This is a genomic window from Nostoc sp., assembly GCF_036917095.1.
Lineage (GTDB): Bacteria > Cyanobacteriota > Cyanobacteriia > Cyanobacteriales > Nostocaceae > Nostoc.
This window is the reverse complement of record NZ_JBALFH010000033.1, coordinates 91,814-113,136: the sequence shown is the minus strand read 5'-3', so window position 1 is coordinate 113,136 and position 21,323 is coordinate 91,814. Positions and strand designations below refer to the sequence as shown.

The following is a 21,323-nucleotide window of genomic DNA, read 5'->3' as shown; positions in this document are numbered from 1 at the left end:
CAGGAAAGGCGCTGCGGGTATATATAGCCAGTGCTTGATTATAAGCAGCGATCGCTAATTCAATATTCTCGGCTCGTTCTCCTAATATTCTCTGACCGTAAGCAGTCGCCAGATTATTTTGTGTCATTGCCCAATTTTCAGGAAAGGCGCTGCGGGTTATAACAGCCAGTGCTTGATTATAAGCAGCGATCGCTAATTCAATATTCTCGACTCGTTCTCCTAATATTCTGTCACCATAAGCAGTCGCCAGATTATTTTGCGTCGTTGCCCAATCAACAGGAAAGGCACTGCGGGTTATAACAGCCAGTGCTTGATTATAAGCAGTGATCGCTAATTCAATATTCTCGGCTCGTTCTCCTAATATTCTCTTACCGTAAGCAGTCGCCAGATTATTTTGTATCATTGCCCAATCAAAAGGAAAGGCGCTGCGGGTGTAAACAATGAGGGCGATTTCGTAGCCAGCGATGCCAATTTCCATATTGTTGGCTTTGCTACCCAAAGGAAACTGCTGAATCCGATTACTAAAATTAACAATGTATGCGGCGATGGATGTTGCTGTATCTGGTTCCGCTTCTGCTAAGGTATTTGTTGCCCAATGACGCAATAATTCTGCAAAAATATGATTGAGTTTATCAGTATTTGCTGCCAGCAATGGGTAAATTACTTGAGCATCGCCGTTGCTTTCTGCTGTTGCTTGCAGTATTTCTATTAAAAATTGCCCGTAAGTGTCTATATCTTCTTGGATGATGGGGGTAGTTTCTGGGGTAGTGAGATATGTTGCTAAGTTTCTCAACCACTCCGCAGTATTTTCCTCTCCCTGCTGGGCAAAATGCTCTGCTGCTGCTACAACAACCTGCACAAAGTCAGCATCTAGCAATTCTGTATTCGCTGCTAATATCTCTGGTTCTTCCCCGCTAGGGCAATCTAGCAGGGTTTGAATTAGCTGATTATAAGCGTGTAAACGCTGTTCGTTCATGAGCAGGTGTGAGTTAGACGCATCTTGATGAAGCTTCATATTATCCTCAATTTCCGAAAAATTAGGGGATGAAAAGTTTTAGATCCTCCTTAAAAAGGCTACGGTGTACACGCAAGTTATTGAATTACCCCTCCCTAACCCTCCCCTTGTAAAGGGGAGGGAACTAGATAGATTTTCCATTTTCCCCCCTTTACAAGGGGGGATTAAGGGGGGTAATCCTGGGAATAATAAGCACAGTCCAGGAATATGAAAAAGTTGATGACAAAACTGTATAACCAAACCTCAGAAAGGCAAAAACGGCAAACTCTCAGAAACAATATGCCCCCATCTGAAAAAATAGTTTGGGCAAAACTTAGAAATCAACAAATTGAAAGCTGTAAATTTCGCAGACAATATAGTATTGACAGATTTGTAGTGGATTTTTATTCTTCGGAATTGAGACTTGCCATAGAAATTGATGGTGATAGTCACTATCAAGATGGAGTTCCAGAATATGACCGCGATCGCCAAGCATTTTTGGAATCAAAAGGTACAAGTTTTTTGAGATTTACGAATCAAGAGGTTTGTCAAGATATTGATGGTGTGGTGGATAAGATTAGGGAAGTTATTTGTAGGTTGAGGGAAGTTACCCCACCCTAACCCTCCCCTTATAAAGGGGAGGGAACTAGATAGATTTCTTTTTTCCCCCCTTTACAAGGGGGGATTAAGGGGGGTAATTCAACTTGTGTGTACACCGTAGCTTATAAAGGGGAGGAAATTCGATGTTCTACTTTCCCCTTTCTAATATTATTTTGGCGATCGCATTTGCTGATTCGGAGTTCGCATTTGCTGATTCGGAGTTCGCATTTGCTGATTCGGAGTTCGCATTTGCTGATTCGGAGTTCGCATTTGCTGATTTGGAGTTCGCATTTGCTGATTTGGAGTTCGCATTTGCTGATTTGGCGTTCGCATTTGTAGATTCGGCGTTCGCATTTGCTGATTTGGAGTTCGCATTTGCTGATTTGGCGTTCGCATTTGTTGATTTGGCGATCGCATTTGCTGATTTGGCGTTCGCATTTGTTGATTTGGCGATCGCATTTGCTGATTTGGCGATCGCATTTGCTGATTGCACTTATTCTCAAACAACAAATAGATATGAAAAATGAGTAAAAATACAGACAAACTCGTAATTATTTCATTAAAAGTTTAACGAAATAAATCCACAAAACTACCCATCTCAGGCAAAAGGATACTCCACTATGTTGAAAAAGGAATTATAAAAACAAGGATATCTCATGTCTTTAAGAACTCGTGGTTCTGCTGCTGTTGACAAAGCCCAACTTCGTCTCGCCTTGCTTAAATCCGTTGATGAAAATCTGGATTTAGGACATGGATTAACCATTGAAGCCTACAACCACCTCATCAATACTACCCGTGCCACGTTAGAAGCTCATAACACGCTTGTGTCCAATCTTGAAGAATCGCGTAAGACAGTAACCCAGATGGATAAAGCCCTCTCCGAAATGTCTGAACGAATGCTAAGTGGAGTTGCAACTATCTACGGCAGAAACAGTATAGAGTATTCCAAAGCTGGCGGCTCTAATGGAAAAAGAAATAAACAATCGAGTTCAAAAGCTGCTCCAATTGTAGCGGTTCTTGCCAGTCAACCTGCTCAAGCTGCAATTGCGAATGCGTCAATTAACGGTAACGGTACAACTCCTTTGCTGCAATAATCCACTGAATACATAAATCTAGTGCCGTGTCAAGGCTAAATTTGTGCATTAAATGTAAGTTGGGTTTCCTTACGTCAACCCAACCTACGTTTAATCCATCTGAATTTTAAAGGCGATGTCTAGGACGGGCTACGCCTACGCCCTTGTGGAATCCTATCTTTTATTTGCAACTTTATTAACGAAAATTCAAGGTAGGGAGAGGTTTATCAAACTCGCGTTCAAAAAGCAAATTTTGGTTTTCATGTCATCTTCTATAATTAATAAAACCTGCACACCTAATTCTAGGCATGAGACTGTGACCGAATCAGGAAGTTACAAAGATACTGTAAACCTACCCAAGACTAATTTTGATATGCGGGCAAACGCCATCAAGCGCGAGCCTGAAATCCAAAAATTTTGGGAAGAAAATAAAATTTACGATCGCCTCTTTGAAAATAACCCCGGCGAATTATTTATACTGCACGATGGGCCTCCCTACGCTAATGGCTCACTCCATATTGGTCATGCCTTAAATAAAATTCTCAAAGATATTATTAATCGCTACCAAATGTTACGAGGGCGTAAAGTTCGCTACGTTCCTGGTTGGGATTGTCACGGGTTACCAATTGAGTTAAAAGTTTTGCAGAACATGAAGTCAGCAGAACGGCAAAATTTAACGCCTTTACAGCTGCGGCAGAAAGCGGAAGAATTTGCCTTAGCTACGGTAAACGACCAGCGCCAAAATTTTCAACGCTACGGTATTTGGGGTGATTGGAACCACCCTTATCTAACTCTGAAGCCGGCTTATGAAGCGGCTCAAATTGGCGTGTTCGGTCAGATGTTCTTAAAAGGCTACATCTATCGCGGTTTGAAGCCGGTTCACTGGAGTCCGAGTTCTAAAACTGCTTTGGCTGAAGCTGAGTTGGAATATCCAGAAGGTCACGTTTCCCGCAGTATCTATGCAGCTTTTGCAGTTACCAGTTTGGCGTCAGCTGTAAAACCACTGTTGGCGGAATATTTGTCAGATTTAGGTGTGGCTATCTGGACAACCACACCTTGGACAATTCCGGGGAATTTGGCTGTAGCGGTGAATGCAGATTTGAATTATGCAGTGGTGGAAGTGGAACCCCACCCCCCAGTCCCCTCCCCGCAAGCAGGGAGGGGGAGTGAGGAAGTTTCTTCTCCCTCTGTGTTAACGGAGAGGGGGACTGAGGGGGTGAGGTTCCGCTATCTTATCGTTGCTGCTGATTTAGTAGAACGTTTATCTTCAACCTTGGGAGTTGAGTTAACTCTAAAAGCCACGTTCAAGGGGAATGATTTAGAACATACTACTTACCGTCATCCTCTATTTGACCGAGAAAGCCCGATTGTCGTGGGCGGTGATTACATTACTACTGAATCGGGTACTGGGTTGGTACACACAGCCCCCGGTCATGGTCAAGAAGATTACATCGTTGGCCAGCGCTACGGTTTACCCATCCTTGCACCAGTGGATGACAATGGCAATTTCACCGAAGAAGCGGGAGAATTTGCGGGGTTAAATGTGCTGGGTGATGGGAATCAGGCGGTGATTGATGCACTGGCGGCGGCTGGTTCCTTGTTGAAGGAAGAACCATATCCCCACAAGTATCCTTATGATTGGCGGACGAAGAAGCCAACGATTTTCCGCGCTACTGAACAATGGTTTGCTTCCGTGGAGGGATTTCGGGAAGAAGCGCTAAAGGCGATCGCAACGGTACAATGGATTCCAGCCCAAGGTGAAAATCGGATCACGCCAATGGTGGCGGAACGTTCCGATTGGTGTATCTCCCGTCAGCGGAGTTGGGGTGTACCCATTCCCGTTTTCTACGACGAAGCCACGGGAGAACCACTGCTGAATGAAGAAATAATCAACCACGTCCAAGGAATCATCGCCGAAAAAGGTTCTGATGCTTGGTGGGAACTTCCAGTTGAGGAGTTATTACCCGAATCCTATCGCCAAAATGGCAAGTCTTACCGCAGAGGTACAGACACAATGGATGTATGGTTTGATTCTGGCTCATCTTGGGCGGCTGTCGTCCAACAACGTCCAGAGTTACGCTACCCTGCTGATATATATTTGGAAGGTTCTGACCAACATCGCGGTTGGTTCCAGTCAAGTTTGCTCACTAGTGTAGCGGTAAATGACATTGCACCTTACAAAACTGTGCTAACTCACGGCTTCGCTTTGGACGAACAAGGGCGGAAGATGAGTAAGTCAGAAGGAAATGTGATTGACCCAAATACAATCATTGAAGGCGGGAAAAATCAAAAAGTAGAACCGCCTTACGGTGCAGATATCTTGAGATTGTGGGTATCATCCGTAGACTACTCCGGCGATGTCCGCATTGGCAAAAACATCATCAAGCAGATGAACGATGTCAGAGGCAAAATCCGCAATACGGCGCGGTTTTTGTTGGGTAGCTTGCATGATTTTGACCCAGAAAAAGATGCAGTCCCCTTCGAGGAATTGCCAGAACTTGACCGTTATATGCTGCATCGCATCACCGAGGTATTTGAGGAAGTAACCGTTGCCTTTGATACTTTCCAATTCTTCCGCTTTTTTCAAACAGTGCAAAATTTCTGCGTTGTGGATTTATCCAACTTTTATTTAGATGTTGCCAAAGATAGGCTGTACATCAGTGCAAAAGATGCTTTCCGCCGTCGCAGTTGTCAAACAGTGCTGAAGATAGCTTTAGAAAATTTAGCACGAGCGATCGCACCAGTACTATCCCACACTGCTGAAGATATCTGGCAATATCTCCCCTACAAAACACCTTATAAATCGGTATTTGAAGCCGGTTGGGTGCAGGTAGACCAAAAATGGCGTAATCCTGAATTAGCGGAATTTTGGGAAGCGCTGCGACAACTTCGTACTGATGTTAACAAGGTGTTAGAACAAGCCAGGATAGAAAAACTAATTGGTTCTTCCCTGGAAGCCAAAGCTTTGATTCATATATCTCACAAACAGTTAGGCGATGCTATCAAAGCCTTTAACCCTGTTAAGGGTAACGGTATTGACGAACTGCGGTATTTATTGCTGACTTCTCAGGTGGAATTATTAGATTCTGCTCAAGAATTGCAAGGATTAAAATATACAGCGCAGACGGAAGACTGGGGAATTGGGATAGTGAACGCAGATGGGCAAAAATGCGATCGCTGTTGGAACTACTCCACCCATGTGGGAGAATCAGCAGAACATCCGCTAATTTGCGAACGATGCGTTGCAGCCTTAGCCGGAGAGTTCTAGTAAATATACGTCAGTTCAACTAAAGTTCAAGCCTTTCCCTCTCCGACTCGGAGAGGGACGGTTTTGCGTAGTAAAACCTTCTTAGAGGTCTTTTCATTCAGCTAATTGGATAGACACTACATCATAATTAAGTCCGCTTAATCACTTACGATATGTCATTGCGAGTCGAAGGAAGCGATCGCTGCGTTCGTAATGACAAGTATTTAGCCGGACACGATCTCATCCGTCGAATTCACGTTAAATCAGGTTGCAGTCAGCGCCTGAAATAGATATTTGCCTAATACACATTATATTTATTTTGTAAAGCAGGAAATATTTAAGAGTAATATACTTTTTAGTTTGGCAAAAATCCGGGTATATTTACTGAAGAAACCTAAGTATTTTTACTGTATTATTTCCTATAAAGAGGCGGATTGCTGTATTATTAAGAAAAAATAAAGGTATGGAATAATACGGAGCATTTAGATTAAAACATCCATTAACTAACTCCAAATTTAAGAGACACAGAGATATGTCAGATAAAGTTGTTAAAGAGTTGGCAGATTTTTTGCAGCAAATAGAACAGCGATCGCAGTTTCATGCAGGCTATCCATATAATTTAAGTTGTGATTACAGTGCGATCGCAAAATTTTTTAATCATCTGTTAAATAATGCTGGAGATCCATATATTGAGCCAGATTTTGGTCTCCATTCTCGTAAGTTTGAGCAAGAAGTCTTATCTTTTTTCGCAGACCTCTATAAAATTCCAGAAGATGAGTTTTGGGGTTATGTTACTGCTGGCGGAACTGAAGGTAATTTATATGGAATATTTTTAGCAAGAGAAATTTATCCTAATGGTATTCTTTACTCATCACAAGACTCTCATTACTCAATACCCAAAGCAGCCAAATTATTTCGCATCCAACATAATGTTGTTAATTCGCAAATTAATGGAGAAATAGATTATCAGCATTTTGAAGAACTAATTAGCAATAATCGTAATTATCCAGCAATCATAAATTTAAATATTGGCACTACTGTCAAAGGTGCGATTGATAACTTAGACAAAATTATAGGAATTTTAGAGCGGAATCAGGTTACAGATTACTACATTCATTGTGATGCCGCACTTTCAGGATTAATATTACCGTTTCTAGATTGCCCTTTGCAAGTTAACTTTCAAAAACCCATCGATAGTATAGCTATTTCTGCTAAATTCATAGGTTCTCCATTGCCTTGTGGTGTAGTTTTAACTAAGAAAAAATGGGTGGAAAAAGTTGAAACAGCAATTGAATATATTGGTTCAAAAGATACAACAATTCTGGGGTCTAGAAATGGTCATACCCCTTTAATTCTCTGGTATGCGCTGCAAACAAGAGGTTATGAGGGATTAGCTAGAGAAGCAAAGACCTGTATTTCTAATGCGAAATATCTTTTTAAACAACTTAAAATCAGAGAGTATCCATGTATGCTCAATAAATTTTCCAATACCGTAGTCTTCCAAAAACCTTCTCAAAGGTTAATTAAAAAATGGCAGTTAGCAATTTTTGAAAATTGGGCACATATTATAGTCATGCAAAATATCGATCGGCAGAAAATCGATATTTTTATTAATGAACTGTTGTTAGAAGAAGGGTTACTTGATAACGCAGAGAATTTCCAGTTACAGCCAGCACTACACGGTGTTTCTCTAAACAGAATCCGATAACAAGATTTTTATGTCTTTAAAAAGTCTTTGCTGCCAACTTGTGCTGCAAGTACTATTTCTACCTCTGCACTTTTCATAGGTGGTAAGAAAAAATACCCTTGTCCATAATCGCATTGTAAAGCCTTTAACTGTGCTAATTGCTCTACAGTTTCTATGCCTTCTGCTGTTACAGACATATTTAAACTATGAGCCAATGTCACAATTGCTCTAATAATTTCTAAATTTTCTCCTTGACTACCTATCGTAGTGACAAAAGAGCGGTCAATCTTAATGGTTTTGATTGGTAGGCGGTGTAGATAACTCAAGGATGAATAGCCAGTACCAAAATCATCCATGTGCAACTCGACATTCAGCGCTGTTAATTGGGAAAGCACAGTGTTAGCTAATTCAAAATTATCCATTAACAAGCTTTCAGTAATCTCCAATTTCAAACAGCATGGCTCCAGTCCAGTTTGCTGCAAAATATCTTTAACCTGTTTAAACACATCAGGTTGCGTGATTTGTTTACCAGAAAAATTGACGCTAATTGTTAGAGGTCGTGAGGTGGGAAATTGTTTATGCCATGCGTGCATTTGTTGGCACGCTTCATAAAGCACCCATTGCCCGATACTAACAATCATTCCAGTTTCCTCGGCCAGGGGAATAAAATCTTGAGGGGAAATAAATCCTCGTTCTGGATGATACCAACGTATCAGCGCCTCAAATCCAATAATTTTGCCAGTTATCAGTGAAACAATTGGCTGGTAATCAAGGTGAAATTCTTCTTGCTTTAGCAGCGCATTTCGCAGAGCAGTTTCTAAGTCCAAGAGCAAAGCTGCACCCTCGTGCATCTTTTGGTCAAAGACCTCATAGCGTGCCTTACCAAGTGCTTTGGCACAGTACATTGCCACATCGGCATCACGTAGAATCTGCGCTGCTTGCTCATAATCTGCTTTACTTAAAGCGATGCCAATACTAGCATTAGTAAACACCCTATGCTCATTTAATTGAAAGGGCAAAGCTAGCACCTTTTTAATTCGCTCGGCTACTTGTATAGCGGTACTGATATCCTCAATTTCCTCAATTAAGATTGTGAACTCGTCTCCGCCAAAACGGGCAACTATATCTCCGACTCGTAGAACTGTCTTTAGTCGATGAGAAATTGCAATCAAAAGTTGATTTCCTAGTAGATGCCCAAGGCTATCATTAACAACTTTAAAGCGGTCTAAGTCTAGGAAGAGTACGGCAAATAAATAATTATTATGCTCCTTAGTACATTCTATTGCCCGCTGCACTCGCTCCATAAATAATCGTTGGTTAGGTAATCCGGTTAGCCCATCATGAAGACTATTGTGCAGTAATTGCTCTTGTGCTTGTTGACGCTTAATAATGTCTTGTTCAAGTTGTTGGTTCACTTTAATAAGTTCAATGGTGCGTTCTAGAACCATCTGCTCAAGCTGATAACGATACTGGACTAATTCTTCCTCTACTAACTTACGTGTAGTGATGTCACGGACAATAACAACATATTCGCGCAATTGCGAATTAAATGGTTGTGAAATAGTCGATTCAACAATTCGTATACCTTGGTTGATTTTTAAGGTTTGCTCGCTCCTAATAGACCATTGCTCCGGTTTGCCGCGATAGCATATTAAGAGTTGATTCAACTTTTGCCCAAGCAACTGCTGAATATTTGTTTGAAATAATTCTTCAGCAGCAGCATTTGTCTGACAAATCGTCCCGTTTTCATCTAAGACTAAAACAGTATCTGGAACAGTATCAAGAGTAGTGATAAATAGATTCTTTGCTTGTTTGCGTGCCTCATCAATAGCAACAATTTGTGGTAGAGTTGTCCAGCAAGCGATCGCTACCCCTGCAAAAGAAAGTGTCACTAACAGAATAGCTAGTAAAGAGTTTTGAGGAGTGTTAGAAAATTTATCTAATAAATTACGGAGAATCCAACTGCTTGTGACACTAATACAAATTAATGATACTAAGACAATTACCTGTAGTACCACAAAATCTGCGTTCTTTTTACTAGTCCTTGCATTGTAAAGCTGTGCCCACCATTCCGGCTGTAATGGCGCAAAACTTAAGCGACGTAGCGCTACATCTCCGAGGTTCAGAACAATGGGTAATAATAATCCCACTAAGAAATCTCTCCAATTCCAAGCTAAACCTCCCACTATTAGAACTACCGCTTCTACAAAGAAAAAACTAAGTGACCACCAAGGCCATAACACCTGCGGTTTGTCCCGACACAGCCATAATCCTAAATGTAGTCCCATAATGGACACGAGATAACAGGTGCCTGCGACTGTGACAAGTTGAGATATATTTCCCAAATTTAGGCAAAGTAAACTGATGAGAAAGGTAAGTAAGATTGCAGGCCCAAGGACACTTTGACGGGAAACTAATGCAAATATGGGAGAAAGCTGTTTGTCTAAGGCAAGCTGGTATAATATCCGAGGAGAGTTAGAAACTGCCGTAGCAGAACTTAGAAGGCAGGATACAGTAATCAGAAGTGTTACTAGAAAGGAAGCATTTTCACCCCAAAAAGGCTTAGAAGCCGCTACGAGATTTAAGAACGCATCGTCACCCATTGTGGGATCTGGAGCCGAACACATTAATACCCAAGAAGCACCTAAAAACACTGGAGGAATCAGCCAAGCAGCTACGCTTAAAAACCTTAAAGTTTTATATGGGTGGCGGCTATCAGCAACAAAAGAAGAAGTGGTTTCACAAGCATAAATTGAATAGCTAGCCAGAAAAAACCACTTTGCCCATTCTTGAAAGCTCAGGCTATCTGTGCTAGTTGGGATAAATTTAAAACTAGCAGTTGAGAACGCTAACCATACTATGCCTTGAGTACAAAACAAAAATAGTAATAAAATCGCTGGGAATACAAAAAATAAATGCAGTAGCGCTAAAGCACGGCTGCCACTGAATGCCACAATAAAAGGAACTGTTGTAAATACAACTTTTAATAAAGTTTCTGGGCAAGAAATACCTAATGGTTCAAAATTGACTTTTATTAGGTTTGTGAGAATAATCGCATACAATGCCGGTGCTGCTGCCCAGCTAAAAAAGTATCCTAAGGCTACATAACGACCTAAGCCAGGAAAGTCCTTTAATAGCCTTGTAGTATAGTTTGGCGTTCCTCCAGCAACATCTGGCCAATGTCTACCTAGACTTTGTACTTGCAAGTTAAGCAAGAAGGAAACGATCGCGCCAAAAAACCAAACTAAAATTGCTTTAGGCCCTAACGCTGCATGAATAATGGGGGCAGTACCAATCCATCCCACATGACCCGTTAAGCCAAAGCCCCAGGTTTCGAGATAACTCAGAGTCCGTGGTAGGCGTATTACCAAGTGCTGATTTTTCTCTACCTGTACGGAATTGTTAGTAAGCATTATTTCTTAGTAAGATTTACTGACCTTTCCACTCAATAGCTGAATATTGCTGCACATAGCCTCAGTATAACTGCTGAACTTAGGGAAAGGATAACTTACTATAACGACTTTTTCTTTTTGCACGCAGTAAATAACAACTCTAATTGATTTGAGGAAATAAAGGTTTAGATTTCCGACTTATTTAAAAAGTCGGAAATCGTGTTATTTATGAATGCTTTAGCTTTGCTAGAGCTTTTGCAACAACTCCTGAGTTAACTGAAAGAAAGCTTTTGAACCAGCTGACTGGGGAGCATTTAAAACAGCTGGCATAAAACTATCAACAGCCTTAGCAACATTGACATCAACTGGTATTTGTACCTTACAAATTTTATCTACACCGAAATCTTCAACAACACGATGCATCACTTGTTTATAGTATCTGCCAGTGAGAAGGTTAGCGCTGGACATGCTAAATACAATTCCCAGCATTTTTATATCTATTTTGGTTTCATGTCCGTGACTGTCTTTTAATTGGGCAATCCGTCTTTCCAGCAGTTGAATCCCCACTACAGATAAGGGTTCTGGTTTAGCAGGAAGTATGTAGAAATCGCTGGCGGCTAAAGCGCTACGAGTCAATAAATTATAGCCAGGTGCACAATCGAGCAGGATAAAATCATATTCTTGACGGACTGGTTTTAAAATGTTGTTAATCAAGACTCTTTCAAAGCGATTCCAAATTGTTTCAAAGTCCTGTACGCCTAAAGCAGTTGCTTGTTGATGCAGCATTTCTGAAACAACAAATTCATCATATAAATCGATATCTCCTGGTAATAGATCCAGTCCTGGAAGATTACAAACTTGGGATTGAATGATATCCTGAATTGTGAGTTTTGCTTGTGGGTCTGGATTGATAACTTCGTCTATGAGATACCTAAATGTCTTACTTTGTTTACGACGCTTGGCAAAATCTAAAGGCGACATCAAACTGAGTGTGGCGCTAATTTGGCTGTCCAAATCAAGGACAAGCACCCGCTTGCCATGATTTTTAGCTAAACAGGTAGCTAAGTTGACGGTGAGGGTGGTTTTACCTACACCACCTTTCATATTTGCAGTAGCAATTACATATCCCATTGGTTGAGTCCTCTGTTGACGCATTCCCATCTAGGTAGCGTACACCGATCTCGAACTATTAAATCTTCCATTAAATTTAATATTTTCGGAAACTCATTTCAATGAGATTGGCTCAATTGTAGGCGTTGAGCTAGGTGACACGATTTAATCTTAGCCGTGGTACTGTTCTTTGATGAAATGGGCTAGTTAAATTGCGATCGCTTTGGTGTGAAACCTAGATAACATTAGATTCGGGCGTGTTTACTGTTCGGAGTGCCAAAATGTCTAAACAGCTGGGTCAAAAAATTGCACCGACACCTATATCAAATGATATCAATGTGGTGGATTTGATCGATCGATACTTTACCGCCTATAACTCAGCCCGGTTGCGGGAAATCTGCCAACTTCTGAGTCGTGATGTGCTAACTGAAGGTGTCACGGTGGGACTTAGCCTTTCCGGTGCGATGACGCCAGCAGGATTCGGGGTTTCAGCACTTGCACCCTTAATCCGCAACGGCTTTATTGACTGGATGATTAGCACTGGTGCAAATCTTTACCATGATATGCACTACGGTTTGGGTTTTGAACTCTTTGCGGGTAATCCGTTTTTGGATGATGTGAAACTGCGCCAAGAAGGCACTATTCGCATTTATGACATTATCTTTGGTTACGATGTGTTGCTGGAAACTGATGCATTCATCCGCAAGATTCTGCAAGGGGAAGCGTTTCAGAAGCGGATGGGAACTGCTGAGTTTCACCATTTATTGGGTAAGTATGTTCGGGAAGTAGAAAAGCAGCTGGGTGTGCAGCATTCCTGCTTACTTGCTACAGCTTATGAGTATGGCGTGCCTATATATACGTCTTCTCCAGGAGATAGCTCAATTGGCATGAACGTGGCAGCTTTAGCTTTAGAGGGTTCGCAGTTGGTGATAGATCCATCAATTGACGTAAATGAGACAGCTGCGATCGCATATAATGCCCGTGAGTCAGGAGGTAAAAGTGCAGCTGTAATTCTCGGTGGCGGTAGTCCCAAAAACTTTTTGTTACAAACCCAACCGCAACTTCACGAAGTATTGGGGCTAGAAGAACGAGGACACGATTACTTTATACAGTTTACCGATGCGCGTCCAGATACAGGCGGTTTGTCTGGAGCAACCCCATCGGAAGCTGTCAGCTGGGGTAAGATTGACCCGGAAGAGTTACCTAACACAATTGTTTGTTATACCGATAGCACGATCGCTCTGCCACTGGTAACAGCATATGTCTTAAACAAGTGCGAACCTCGTCCCCTGAAGCGTGTATACGACAGGCGAGAAGCTATTTTGGATAAACTGCAAAAAGACTATTTAGCAGCCAAAACCCAACCATCGGATCGGGTTCCACCAGCAGTGGCTGAAAGTGCCCAAAAGCAAACAGCGACTTATCCCTGTGGGCGGCTGATTCCGAATACGTAGAAAGCAGGGGGCAAGGGGGAGAATAAAAAATTACCTCTTTCCCCTCTGCTCCCTGCTCCCTGCCCCTCTGCCTCTTTTGCCTCATCCCTTGTGTCCAATCAAAAAATAAGTGGTTATTTTCCCTTTGCCTTCAACTTCGATTTCGCCGCGCTTTTCAAATAAAAATTCATCACACAAGCACTTATAAGTATCTTCTGTAACTTGGATTTTCCCAGCAATACCTTGGGATTCCATGCAGCTAGCGATGTTTATCGTGTCTTTGCAGAGATCGTAAGTAAACTTGTTGAGGTCAATTACTCCCGCCGCTACGGTACCGCTATGGATGCCGATACGGATGCTGAAGTTCTGGTTATTTTCAGTATTAAATAGAGCGATCGCAGTTTGCATATGGAGTGCCATGCGAGCGATCGCTTGAGCGCGATCTGGGCGTCGCGTAGGTAAGCCGCCAACTACCATATAAGCATCATTAATGCTCTTGACTCTCTTTAAACCATGTTGTTCGCTGAGGCGATCGAAAGCTGAGAAAATTGGGTTGAGTAAGTTTACCAGTTGAATTGCACTCAAAGAAGCAGCGATTTCGGTAAAGCCAACAATATCTGCAAATAAAACTGTGACATCAGCAAAGTTTTCGGCAATATTAGCTGATTGTTCTTCCAGGGGTTTGGAGATTGCTGTTGGCAAAATTTTCCGCAATAAAAGTTCGGTTTCTTCCTGCTGATGGCGCAGCACTTCTTCTCCTGCTAGCCGATGGGTGACATTGCGAAAAATGCCGCGAATAGCAACTGGATGACCTTCGACAAATTTACAGTTAATATTACCTTCTATAAAGATTGTTTGACCGTCTTTAGTAACGAATGCAGCCTTTACTCGATCGATCTTTTCTCCTGATAACACACGATAAAACCTTTGCAAACACTCTTGTTTAAACTCTGGATGTATAATATCGAAAACATTCATATTCGCAATTTCAGCTTCGCTATATCCCAAAGCTTCTCGCCATGCGCGATTCACATACAAAAAACGACCATAGGCATTGACGCATTGAATTAGATCGTTAGCATTTTCAAATAAATCTCGATATCGTTCTTCGCTTTCTACAAGAGCATCTTCTGCTTGTTTGCGTTTGATAAACTGGGCGATTTGACTACCAATCGAACCCACCATTTGCAATAGGTCTTTATCTTTTGGTTGTACGTCACGGCTAAAGAAAACCATCACTCCTAAGATTTCACTATCGTCTAATATGGGGAAGCCAAAAGCTGCGTGCAATCCAGCCTCAGCAGCCGGTTGCGATCGCCGAGTGTCTCCATCTTCTGTGATATCTTGAATCCACAAGGGCAAACGTCCGATCCAAATTCGACCAGGTAAGCCAACACCAGGTGTATAGGTAGTTTGCCAGGTGATTGCTTTAAACTCTCGGCCAGAAATTACTCGACTTGACCAAATTTCTACACACCTTAGTACTGCATCGAGGCTATGTCCCTCTACCGAAGTGCCAATATATTGACTTGGTGTCCAAAGTTCGCCTAAATCCCATCCCAAATTTTGGCAAATCGACTGCAAAATTTGTGGAATCACCTGCTTTACGCTCTGGGATTCTGATAATATACGAGTGATAGCATACTGGGTACTTGTACGCTGTTCCCGGCGCTGCCGAGCAGTAATATCCCGACCAATGTAGACAATATCTTCTAATCCTTTTATTTTTTTCGGAATTACCGAACAAGAAAAAGCAATCAACCGCTTTTCTCTAGTCTTGGTTCGACAAACTACCTCGAAATTGGGAAAATCTTTCTGAAAAGAAGAATACTGGTGAATGGCTTGGATTAATACTTGATTATCATCAACTATCAGTGATATTGGTTGATTAATTAATTCTTCTTCACTAAAACCAAATAATTGTTGAGCAGCACGATTTACTTTTTTTATTTTTCCTAAATTACTGGTTACAAACAAAGCATCTGCCATTGAAGTAATTACTTGATCCATGTAATTTTGGTATGAGATTAAAGCACTTGATAGCAGATTTCTTTCATTGGCTTGCTGTGCTAAGTTTTGTTTTAAAACTAGCCTATCGGTAACATCTTCAATTAAAATAATTAATTTATTTTCATACTGTTTGCTGATGATATATATATCTATATATAAATGCTTCTTATGCTCTGAACCTCGTCCAATTGATTGTAATTCAAACAGTTCATGCTCTCCTTGCAGGACAGCTTTTAAAATATTTTCAAGCCCGATAAATTCGGGAAACCCTAGCCGGATATCTTTTCCCCGTATCACCTCCTCAGGACGTTCTGCAAACTGTTGCACTTGCTCGGATGTATCTAGGATGCAAAAATTATCATCCAGTTTTAAGTATTCAAATTTACGTGAAAAAGAAGGTTTGTTTAAAATCCGATCTAGTACTTGATCTTTCATTGTGGTGTATGAACAGGCTTGAGACTTCTTTTGACAATGAGGATTTAGAGACAAGAGGAGATTTCAAGAAATAGCAAGAGAAAACCTCAAGTTTTTGCTAGATGACGCTCTCGTCACACTGAGAATTCATAACTCAGCATAACCAACAATTAACAATTCAGCACCACTGATAATTCTTTTAGCTATTCTTTCAAATGTTCGATCGAAATTTGTAGAAGTTACTAATACTCAGTTTACTTACTGATATTGATATTAATTGATTAAGTGTGCTATTTTTTTACATCAACCCTGTATGGTTGAGCGAAAATGACTGGTACACTGTGACGAAAGTTTGCCTAGCTTTAAGCACTTGCTCAGAGCAACCTTTAGAGTTGTTCGATCGAAATTAAGTAACTGGGCATAAATAACTTTGCTTAATATTTTTAATGTATTTCTTTTGGATGATTGACAAATGAATAGAACATTGCTTTTTGAGCAGCTTCTACTCAATAGTGGTCTTCATCTTTAAGTTTAATTCTATGTAATATTATACAAAACGGTGAATTAGGTAAGTTTTACTGAATTCAAATTCACCAATGAACCAATGGTGTCACGCCTAAACCTAGTCCACCAGTACCACCTGTGAGTAAAACTTGTTTGGCTTTCATTAGTTTCACATACTTGAAAGTTCATTTTTCAACATAGCGCGATCGCAGCCAGCCGATAAAAGTTTTTCAGGTTATATCGTCATCTAGCTTATAAATGTATAAGATATTACAATAGAGCATCAAAACGTAAACTTTTATTAGATGTAAAATCGGACTGCGATCGCCTAAAATTTAAGATTGAGAAAGTCATATTTATAAAGTTAGTCAAAACCCAATGAATCAACAGCGTGCTAATACTCTCAAAGCTGCTTTTCAAGTTTGTAATGTTGAACCGTTAGAAGGTGCAGACATGGAGCGGTACTATGTTGATTTATCAGCAGTCCGCAAAACTTCAGCAATTGACAGCGTTAGTACAATTTTAGACTTTCAAGAACCCGCAGATTTCAGCACGATTTTGTTTACCGGACATCGCGGCTGTGGCAAAAGTACAGAGTTAAAACGCATTCAGAATCAATGGGAAAAACAATATCACGTAATTTATTTAGAAGTTAACGAAGAAACAGATATTAATGATGCTCGTTATACAGATTTATATTTGATTGTCATCAAACAAGTAGAATTTGAATTGCGTAAATTAGGTTTAAAATTTGATCCTCAACTTCTGGAAAACTTTGAATCTTGGTTTAAGGATATTACCAAAGAAACAGAAGAAAGTGTAGAAAAATCTGTCAGTATTCAGGGAGAAGCAACTCTGAAACCAGAAGCTCCATTTATTGCTAAATTGATGGTTAAATTACTGGCACAAATTAAAGGTTCTGATAAGCAAAAAACTACTATTCGTCAAACTTTAGAAAAAGACCTATCACGTCTCAAAGCAGATATTAACCTTTTATTAGGAGATGCCTACGTTAAACTTAGAGCAAAATTCCCTTTATGTAAGGGTTTATTGATTATTTTTGACAATATGGATCGTGTACCACCGACGATTGCAGAACATTTATTTTTTGATTATGCGGCTCAGTTACAAGAATTATATTGCACAATAATTTATACAGTGCCAATTTCTGTGCTTTGTTCGCCTAAAAATCCACTTAATCAGTTTGATGGTAATCCTCATATTGTCCCAATGGTGAATATTTATGAATTGGAACGCGATCGCTGCCATTTAAACTACAATCAAACGGGACTTGAAGCAGTTGCCAGCGTCATTGAAAAGCGAGTAGATGTTGATGCTGTATTTGAATCTCGCCAGGAATTGCTAGATTTAGCCAAAGCCAGTGGAGGACATGTCCGCCAATTAATGCAGATGATGCGGACTGCTTGCCAAACTGCTAGTACTCGCAAACATCCCAAAATTATTGCTGAAGATATTATCTATGCTGTGAAACAACAGCAATTTAGTTTTGAAAGGTTTATTCCTGAAGAACATTATGCGTTTTTAGCCCAAGTGTGTATAACCAAGAATGTTAGCAAAGATGATATTGGTCAGTTAATGCTGTTTAACACTTCAGTTTTGGAATACAACGGCGATAAACGATGGAATTACCCCAATCCAGTGGTGAAGCAAAATGAATTCTTCCAGAAAGCCATCGAATCCGCACTTGCAGCGCAACCTTAGCTCAGAAATTGGGGCGTTTATCGCGCTTAATCAAGAGGTATTTGCTGAATTATTAACCTTTGTAGATTTTGCAGAAAAGTTTACTATTGGTTTTGTAGAAATTAATTTTCCCCCAGATGCAGAAATATTAGTTGAGGCGTTAAAGACAAATCCTGAGTGTCTGGATATTCAGTTTGTTAGCCTGAGTTTTTCTGATGCCAATTTGCGATTTCTCAGAGATGAAATTGTCAAGATATTACTAACTATTGAGATAGAAGCTAACAAAAAATTAGTCCTGATTGTACAAGGGTTAGAAAAGTCTATTGGCGTTTATGGAGACTATCCGCCAGTTTTACAAGACCTCAACTTTGTCCGAGATGCTTATAAAAGAACTGTTCCTCATCCGATTCTGTTTATTCTGCCAGATTATGCCCTGACTCGGTTAGCCAAATTTGCTCCTGATTTTTGGGCTTGGCAATCGGGCATATTTCGGTTTCAAACACCTCAAATTACCAAAGATTATGCGATTAATGAAACTCAAAATACTGAGAGAATTATAAACAGATTAGAACCTCCAGAAAAGCAAGAGCGGATAGATTTATTACACCGCCTGCTAATGGAATATAAACCTACTGGACATCATCCCACAGGAGAAAACCTCCGCAACTGTAGTAATATTCTGCATCAGCTAGGAGTCGCGTATCTAAGTAAGATAGAACCTATCAAAGCTAGAGAATATTTAGAAGAAGCCGAAAAAATAGCTAATGAGTTTCAAGATTCCACCTTCTATGCTGAAATCCTCAACACATTAGGAGATTCTTATAAACAGCAAAGGCAATTTGATACAGCAATCGCTTATTATCAAAAATCTTTAAGTATTTCACAGCAACTTCAGAATCCTCGCGGCAAAATTGCTTCTTTGTTTAAACTGGGGAATGCTTATCGAGGCTTGAGACAATTTACACAGGCGACAACTTTCTATCAACAGCGTTTAGAAATTGAACAACAAATAGGCGATCGCTATTCTTCTGCTAGCACCTATCACCAGTTGGGAACAGTTGCCCAAAATTTGCGGGAGTTTGAGGAGGCGCGGCACTATTACCAACAAGCTTTGGCTATCAGAATCGAATTTGGCGATCGCTATTCTTCTGGTGGCACCTACTACCAGTTGGGAAGAGTTGCCCAAAATTTGCGTGAATTTGAGGAGGCGCGGCGCAATTACCAACAAGCTTTGGCTATCGATATCGAATTTGGCGATCGCCATTCTTCTGCTAGTACTTACCATTGGCTAGGAAATGTTGCCTTTGAATACCGAGAGTTTGAGGAAGCACGGCGTAACTATCAACAGGCTCTGGAAATATGGATTGAATACCAAGATAGATACAATCAGAATTATTCATACCACCAGTTGGGAATGGTTGCTGAAGAATTGGGGGAATTTGAGGAGGCGCGGCGCAACTATCAACAAGCTTTGGCTATCAAAATCGAATTTGGCGATCGCTATTCCCAAGCTAGCACTTACCACAACTTAGGAATAGTTGATCAAAAATTAGGGGAATTTGAACAGGCGCGGCGTAATTATCAACAAGCTTTGGTAATTAAAATCGAATTTGGTGATTGCTATTCTCAAGGACTCACTTACCACCAGTTGGGATCTGTTGCTCAAGAATTGGGGGAATTTGAGGAGGCGCGGTGCAATTACCAACAAGCTTTGGCTATCTTCATCGAATTTGGCGATCGCTATTCCCAAGCCAGCACCTACCACCAGTTGGGAACGCTTGCAGAAGCAGAAGAGAATTACCCAGAAGCGAGGGTTCATTTGCAGACAGCATTGGAGATATATGTTGAGTATAAGGATGAATATCGGGGGGCGATCGCACGGGAGGCGTTAGAGAGATTACCAGAGTGATGGAAAGGCGATCATCGCTTGTTTAACACAGTTATATTTATATGTTCACTAAGATAAGATTGCCGTATAGGTCAATTAGTTGCCAAGGTAACAATTTATGACTCAAGCCATACCCAAACTAGTAACCTTTGAAGAGTTTGCAGAGTGGCGGCCCGAAGGCGGAAGATACGAATTACATGATGGCGTAATTGTTGAAATGGCACAACCAGTAGGAGATCATGAGGATATTGTTGGATTTTTGGTTGAAAAAATTGCTGTTGAGTACGTTCGTAACGATTTACCTTATTCCATCCCAAAAACAGCATTAGTCCAATCTGCTAGTAGCCAGTCTTGCTATTCTCCAGACTTGCTATTACTCAATCGTCCTGCTTTAAAATTAGAACCACTTTGGCAGAAATATTCTACGGTTAAATTGGCTGATTCCATCCCTTTAGTGATTGAAGTTGTTAGTACTAACTGGCGGGATGATTATCATAAAAAACTAGGGGAATACGAAGAGATAGGGATAAAAGAATATTGGATTGTTGATTATTTAGCTCTCGGTGGTAAAAAGTTTATTGGTAATCCTAAACAACCCACTATCTCTGTTTACCAATTATTTGACGGTGAATACCAAGTTACTCAATTTAGAGGCAATGAGCGCATTGTTTCGCCTACTTTCCCAGAGTTAGATTTAACCGCCGAACAGATTTTTCAAGCTGGTGCATACCCTGCATAGTTATTTAAATAAACGCGATCGCACTTACCAACAATGCAGATTACCCAAAGTCTCCATACAGCAATTCTCGTGACTGACTTAGAACGCTCCGAACACTTTTATGGCAAAGTATTGGGATTATCTAAAATAGATCGTTCCCTAAAATACGCTGGTGCATGGTATCAAGTCGGCGATTATCAAATTCACTTGATAGTCGCAACCACTGTCCCCACCGAAAACCCAAACGAAAAATGGGGACGTAATCCCCACATCGCTTTCTCCGTAACTGACTTAGACGCCGCTAAACAGGAATTCCTCAATCATAATTATCCCATTCAAGCCAGCGCTTCCGGTCGCGCTGCCCTGTTCACTCAAGATCCTGATGGGAATATTATCGAGTTGAGTCAGCAGTGAGGAGTGGGGAGTAAGGGGCAGGGGAGGCAGGGGAAAAAGAAGTATTTATTGATTATTGACTAATGACTAATGACTAATGACCAATGACAAATGACAAATGACAAATGACTAATGACTAATGACTAATGACTAATGACC

The 21,323-nt window shown here is 40.7% G+C and carries 13 protein-coding genes and 1 pseudogene; 9 read left to right on the top strand and 5 right to left on the bottom strand.

Annotated elements, in window-relative coordinates; translation table 11 throughout:
• Positions 1–976: pseudogene (locus V7L01_RS17245) on the bottom strand (CHAT domain-containing protein); the annotation flags it as partial.
• 258 nt (positions 977–1,234) lie between these two features.
• Between V7L01_RS17245 and V7L01_RS17240 the strand changes: the two are divergent.
• A complete protein-coding gene (locus V7L01_RS17240) occupies positions 1,235–1,615 on the top strand; it encodes an endonuclease domain-containing protein (protein WP_335036756.1) in 381 nt (126 codons plus the stop codon).
• 147 nt (positions 1,616–1,762) lie between these two features.
• Here V7L01_RS17240 and V7L01_RS17235 read toward each other — a convergent pair whose 3' ends face one another.
• Positions 1,763–2,137 carry a hypothetical protein gene (locus V7L01_RS17235; protein WP_335036754.1) on the bottom strand — a complete coding sequence of 125 codons (375 nt, stop codon included), beginning with the start codon at positions 2,135–2,137 and terminating at the stop codon, positions 1,763–1,765.
• 113 nt (positions 2,138–2,250) lie between these two features.
• Here V7L01_RS17235 and V7L01_RS17230 point away from each other — a divergent pair, with 113 nt between their 5' ends.
• The 3 genes from V7L01_RS17230 to V7L01_RS17220 all read left to right on the top strand — a co-directional run bounded on the left by V7L01_RS17230 (position 2,251) and on the right by V7L01_RS17220 (position 7,622).
• On the top strand, positions 2,251–2,688 hold the full coding sequence (locus V7L01_RS17230) for a hypothetical protein (RefSeq protein ID WP_335036752.1): 438 nt from the start codon (positions 2,251–2,253) through the stop codon (positions 2,686–2,688).
• A gap of 295 nt (positions 2,689–2,983) precedes the next feature.
• Positions 2,984–5,935: an isoleucine--tRNA ligase gene (gene ileS / locus V7L01_RS17225; protein ID WP_335036762.1), complete on the top strand. Its 2,952-nt coding sequence runs from the start codon at positions 2,984–2,986 to the stop codon at positions 5,933–5,935.
• A 511-nt stretch (positions 5,936–6,446) separates the two neighbouring features.
• On the top strand, positions 6,447–7,622 hold the full coding sequence (locus V7L01_RS17220; protein ID WP_335036751.1) for a histidine decarboxylase: 1,176 nt from the start codon (positions 6,447–6,449) through the stop codon (positions 7,620–7,622).
• An 8-nt stretch (positions 7,623–7,630) separates the two neighbouring features.
• Here the strand turns inward: V7L01_RS17220 and V7L01_RS17215 are convergent, their stop codons facing one another.
• Entirely contained in the window at positions 7,631–11,014 is a 3,384-nt protein-coding gene (locus V7L01_RS17215) for an EAL domain-containing protein (protein WP_335036749.1), read from the bottom strand.
• 225 nt (positions 11,015–11,239) lie between these two features.
• Positions 11,240–12,124 carry a ParA family protein gene (locus V7L01_RS17210; protein ID WP_335036747.1) on the bottom strand — a complete coding sequence of 295 codons (885 nt, stop codon included), beginning with the start codon at positions 12,122–12,124 and terminating at the stop codon, positions 11,240–11,242.
• Positions 12,125–12,384: 260 nt separating this feature from the next.
• On the opposite strand from V7L01_RS17210, the gene V7L01_RS17205 reads away from it, so the two are divergent.
• Entirely contained in the window at positions 12,385–13,557 is a 1,173-nt protein-coding gene (locus V7L01_RS17205) for a homospermidine biosynthesis protein (protein ID WP_335036745.1), read from the top strand.
• Between the two features lie 81 nt (positions 13,558–13,638).
• On the opposite strand, the gene V7L01_RS17200 is transcribed toward V7L01_RS17205, so the two are convergent.
• Positions 13,639–15,981 (bottom strand): adenylate/guanylate cyclase domain-containing protein, encoded by a 2,343-nt coding sequence (locus V7L01_RS17200; protein ID WP_335036743.1) that lies wholly within the window; start codon positions 15,979–15,981, stop codon positions 13,639–13,641.
• Between the two features lie 861 nt (positions 15,982–16,842).
• Between V7L01_RS17200 and V7L01_RS17195 the strand changes: the two genes are divergently transcribed.
• From V7L01_RS17195 to V7L01_RS17180, 4 genes are all read left to right on the top strand, one after another.
• A complete protein-coding gene (locus V7L01_RS17195; RefSeq protein ID WP_335036742.1) occupies positions 16,843–18,186 on the top strand; it encodes a P-loop NTPase fold protein in 1,344 nt (447 codons plus the stop codon).
• A complete protein-coding gene (locus V7L01_RS17190) occupies positions 18,137–20,074 on the top strand; it encodes a tetratricopeptide repeat protein (protein ID WP_335036740.1) in 1,938 nt (645 codons plus the stop codon). The genes V7L01_RS17195 and V7L01_RS17190 overlap by 50 nt, the downstream gene beginning before the upstream one ends.
• A 97-nt stretch (positions 20,075–20,171) precedes the next feature.
• On the top strand, positions 20,172–20,792 hold the full coding sequence (locus V7L01_RS17185; RefSeq protein WP_335036738.1) for a Uma2 family endonuclease: 621 nt from the start codon (positions 20,172–20,174) through the stop codon (positions 20,790–20,792).
• 33 nt (positions 20,793–20,825) lie between these two features.
• Positions 20,826–21,185 carry a VOC family protein gene (locus tag V7L01_RS17180; RefSeq protein ID WP_335036736.1) on the top strand — a complete coding sequence of 120 codons (360 nt, stop codon included), beginning with the start codon at positions 20,826–20,828 and terminating at the stop codon, positions 21,183–21,185.
• Positions 21,186–21,323: the final 138 nt, after the last annotated feature.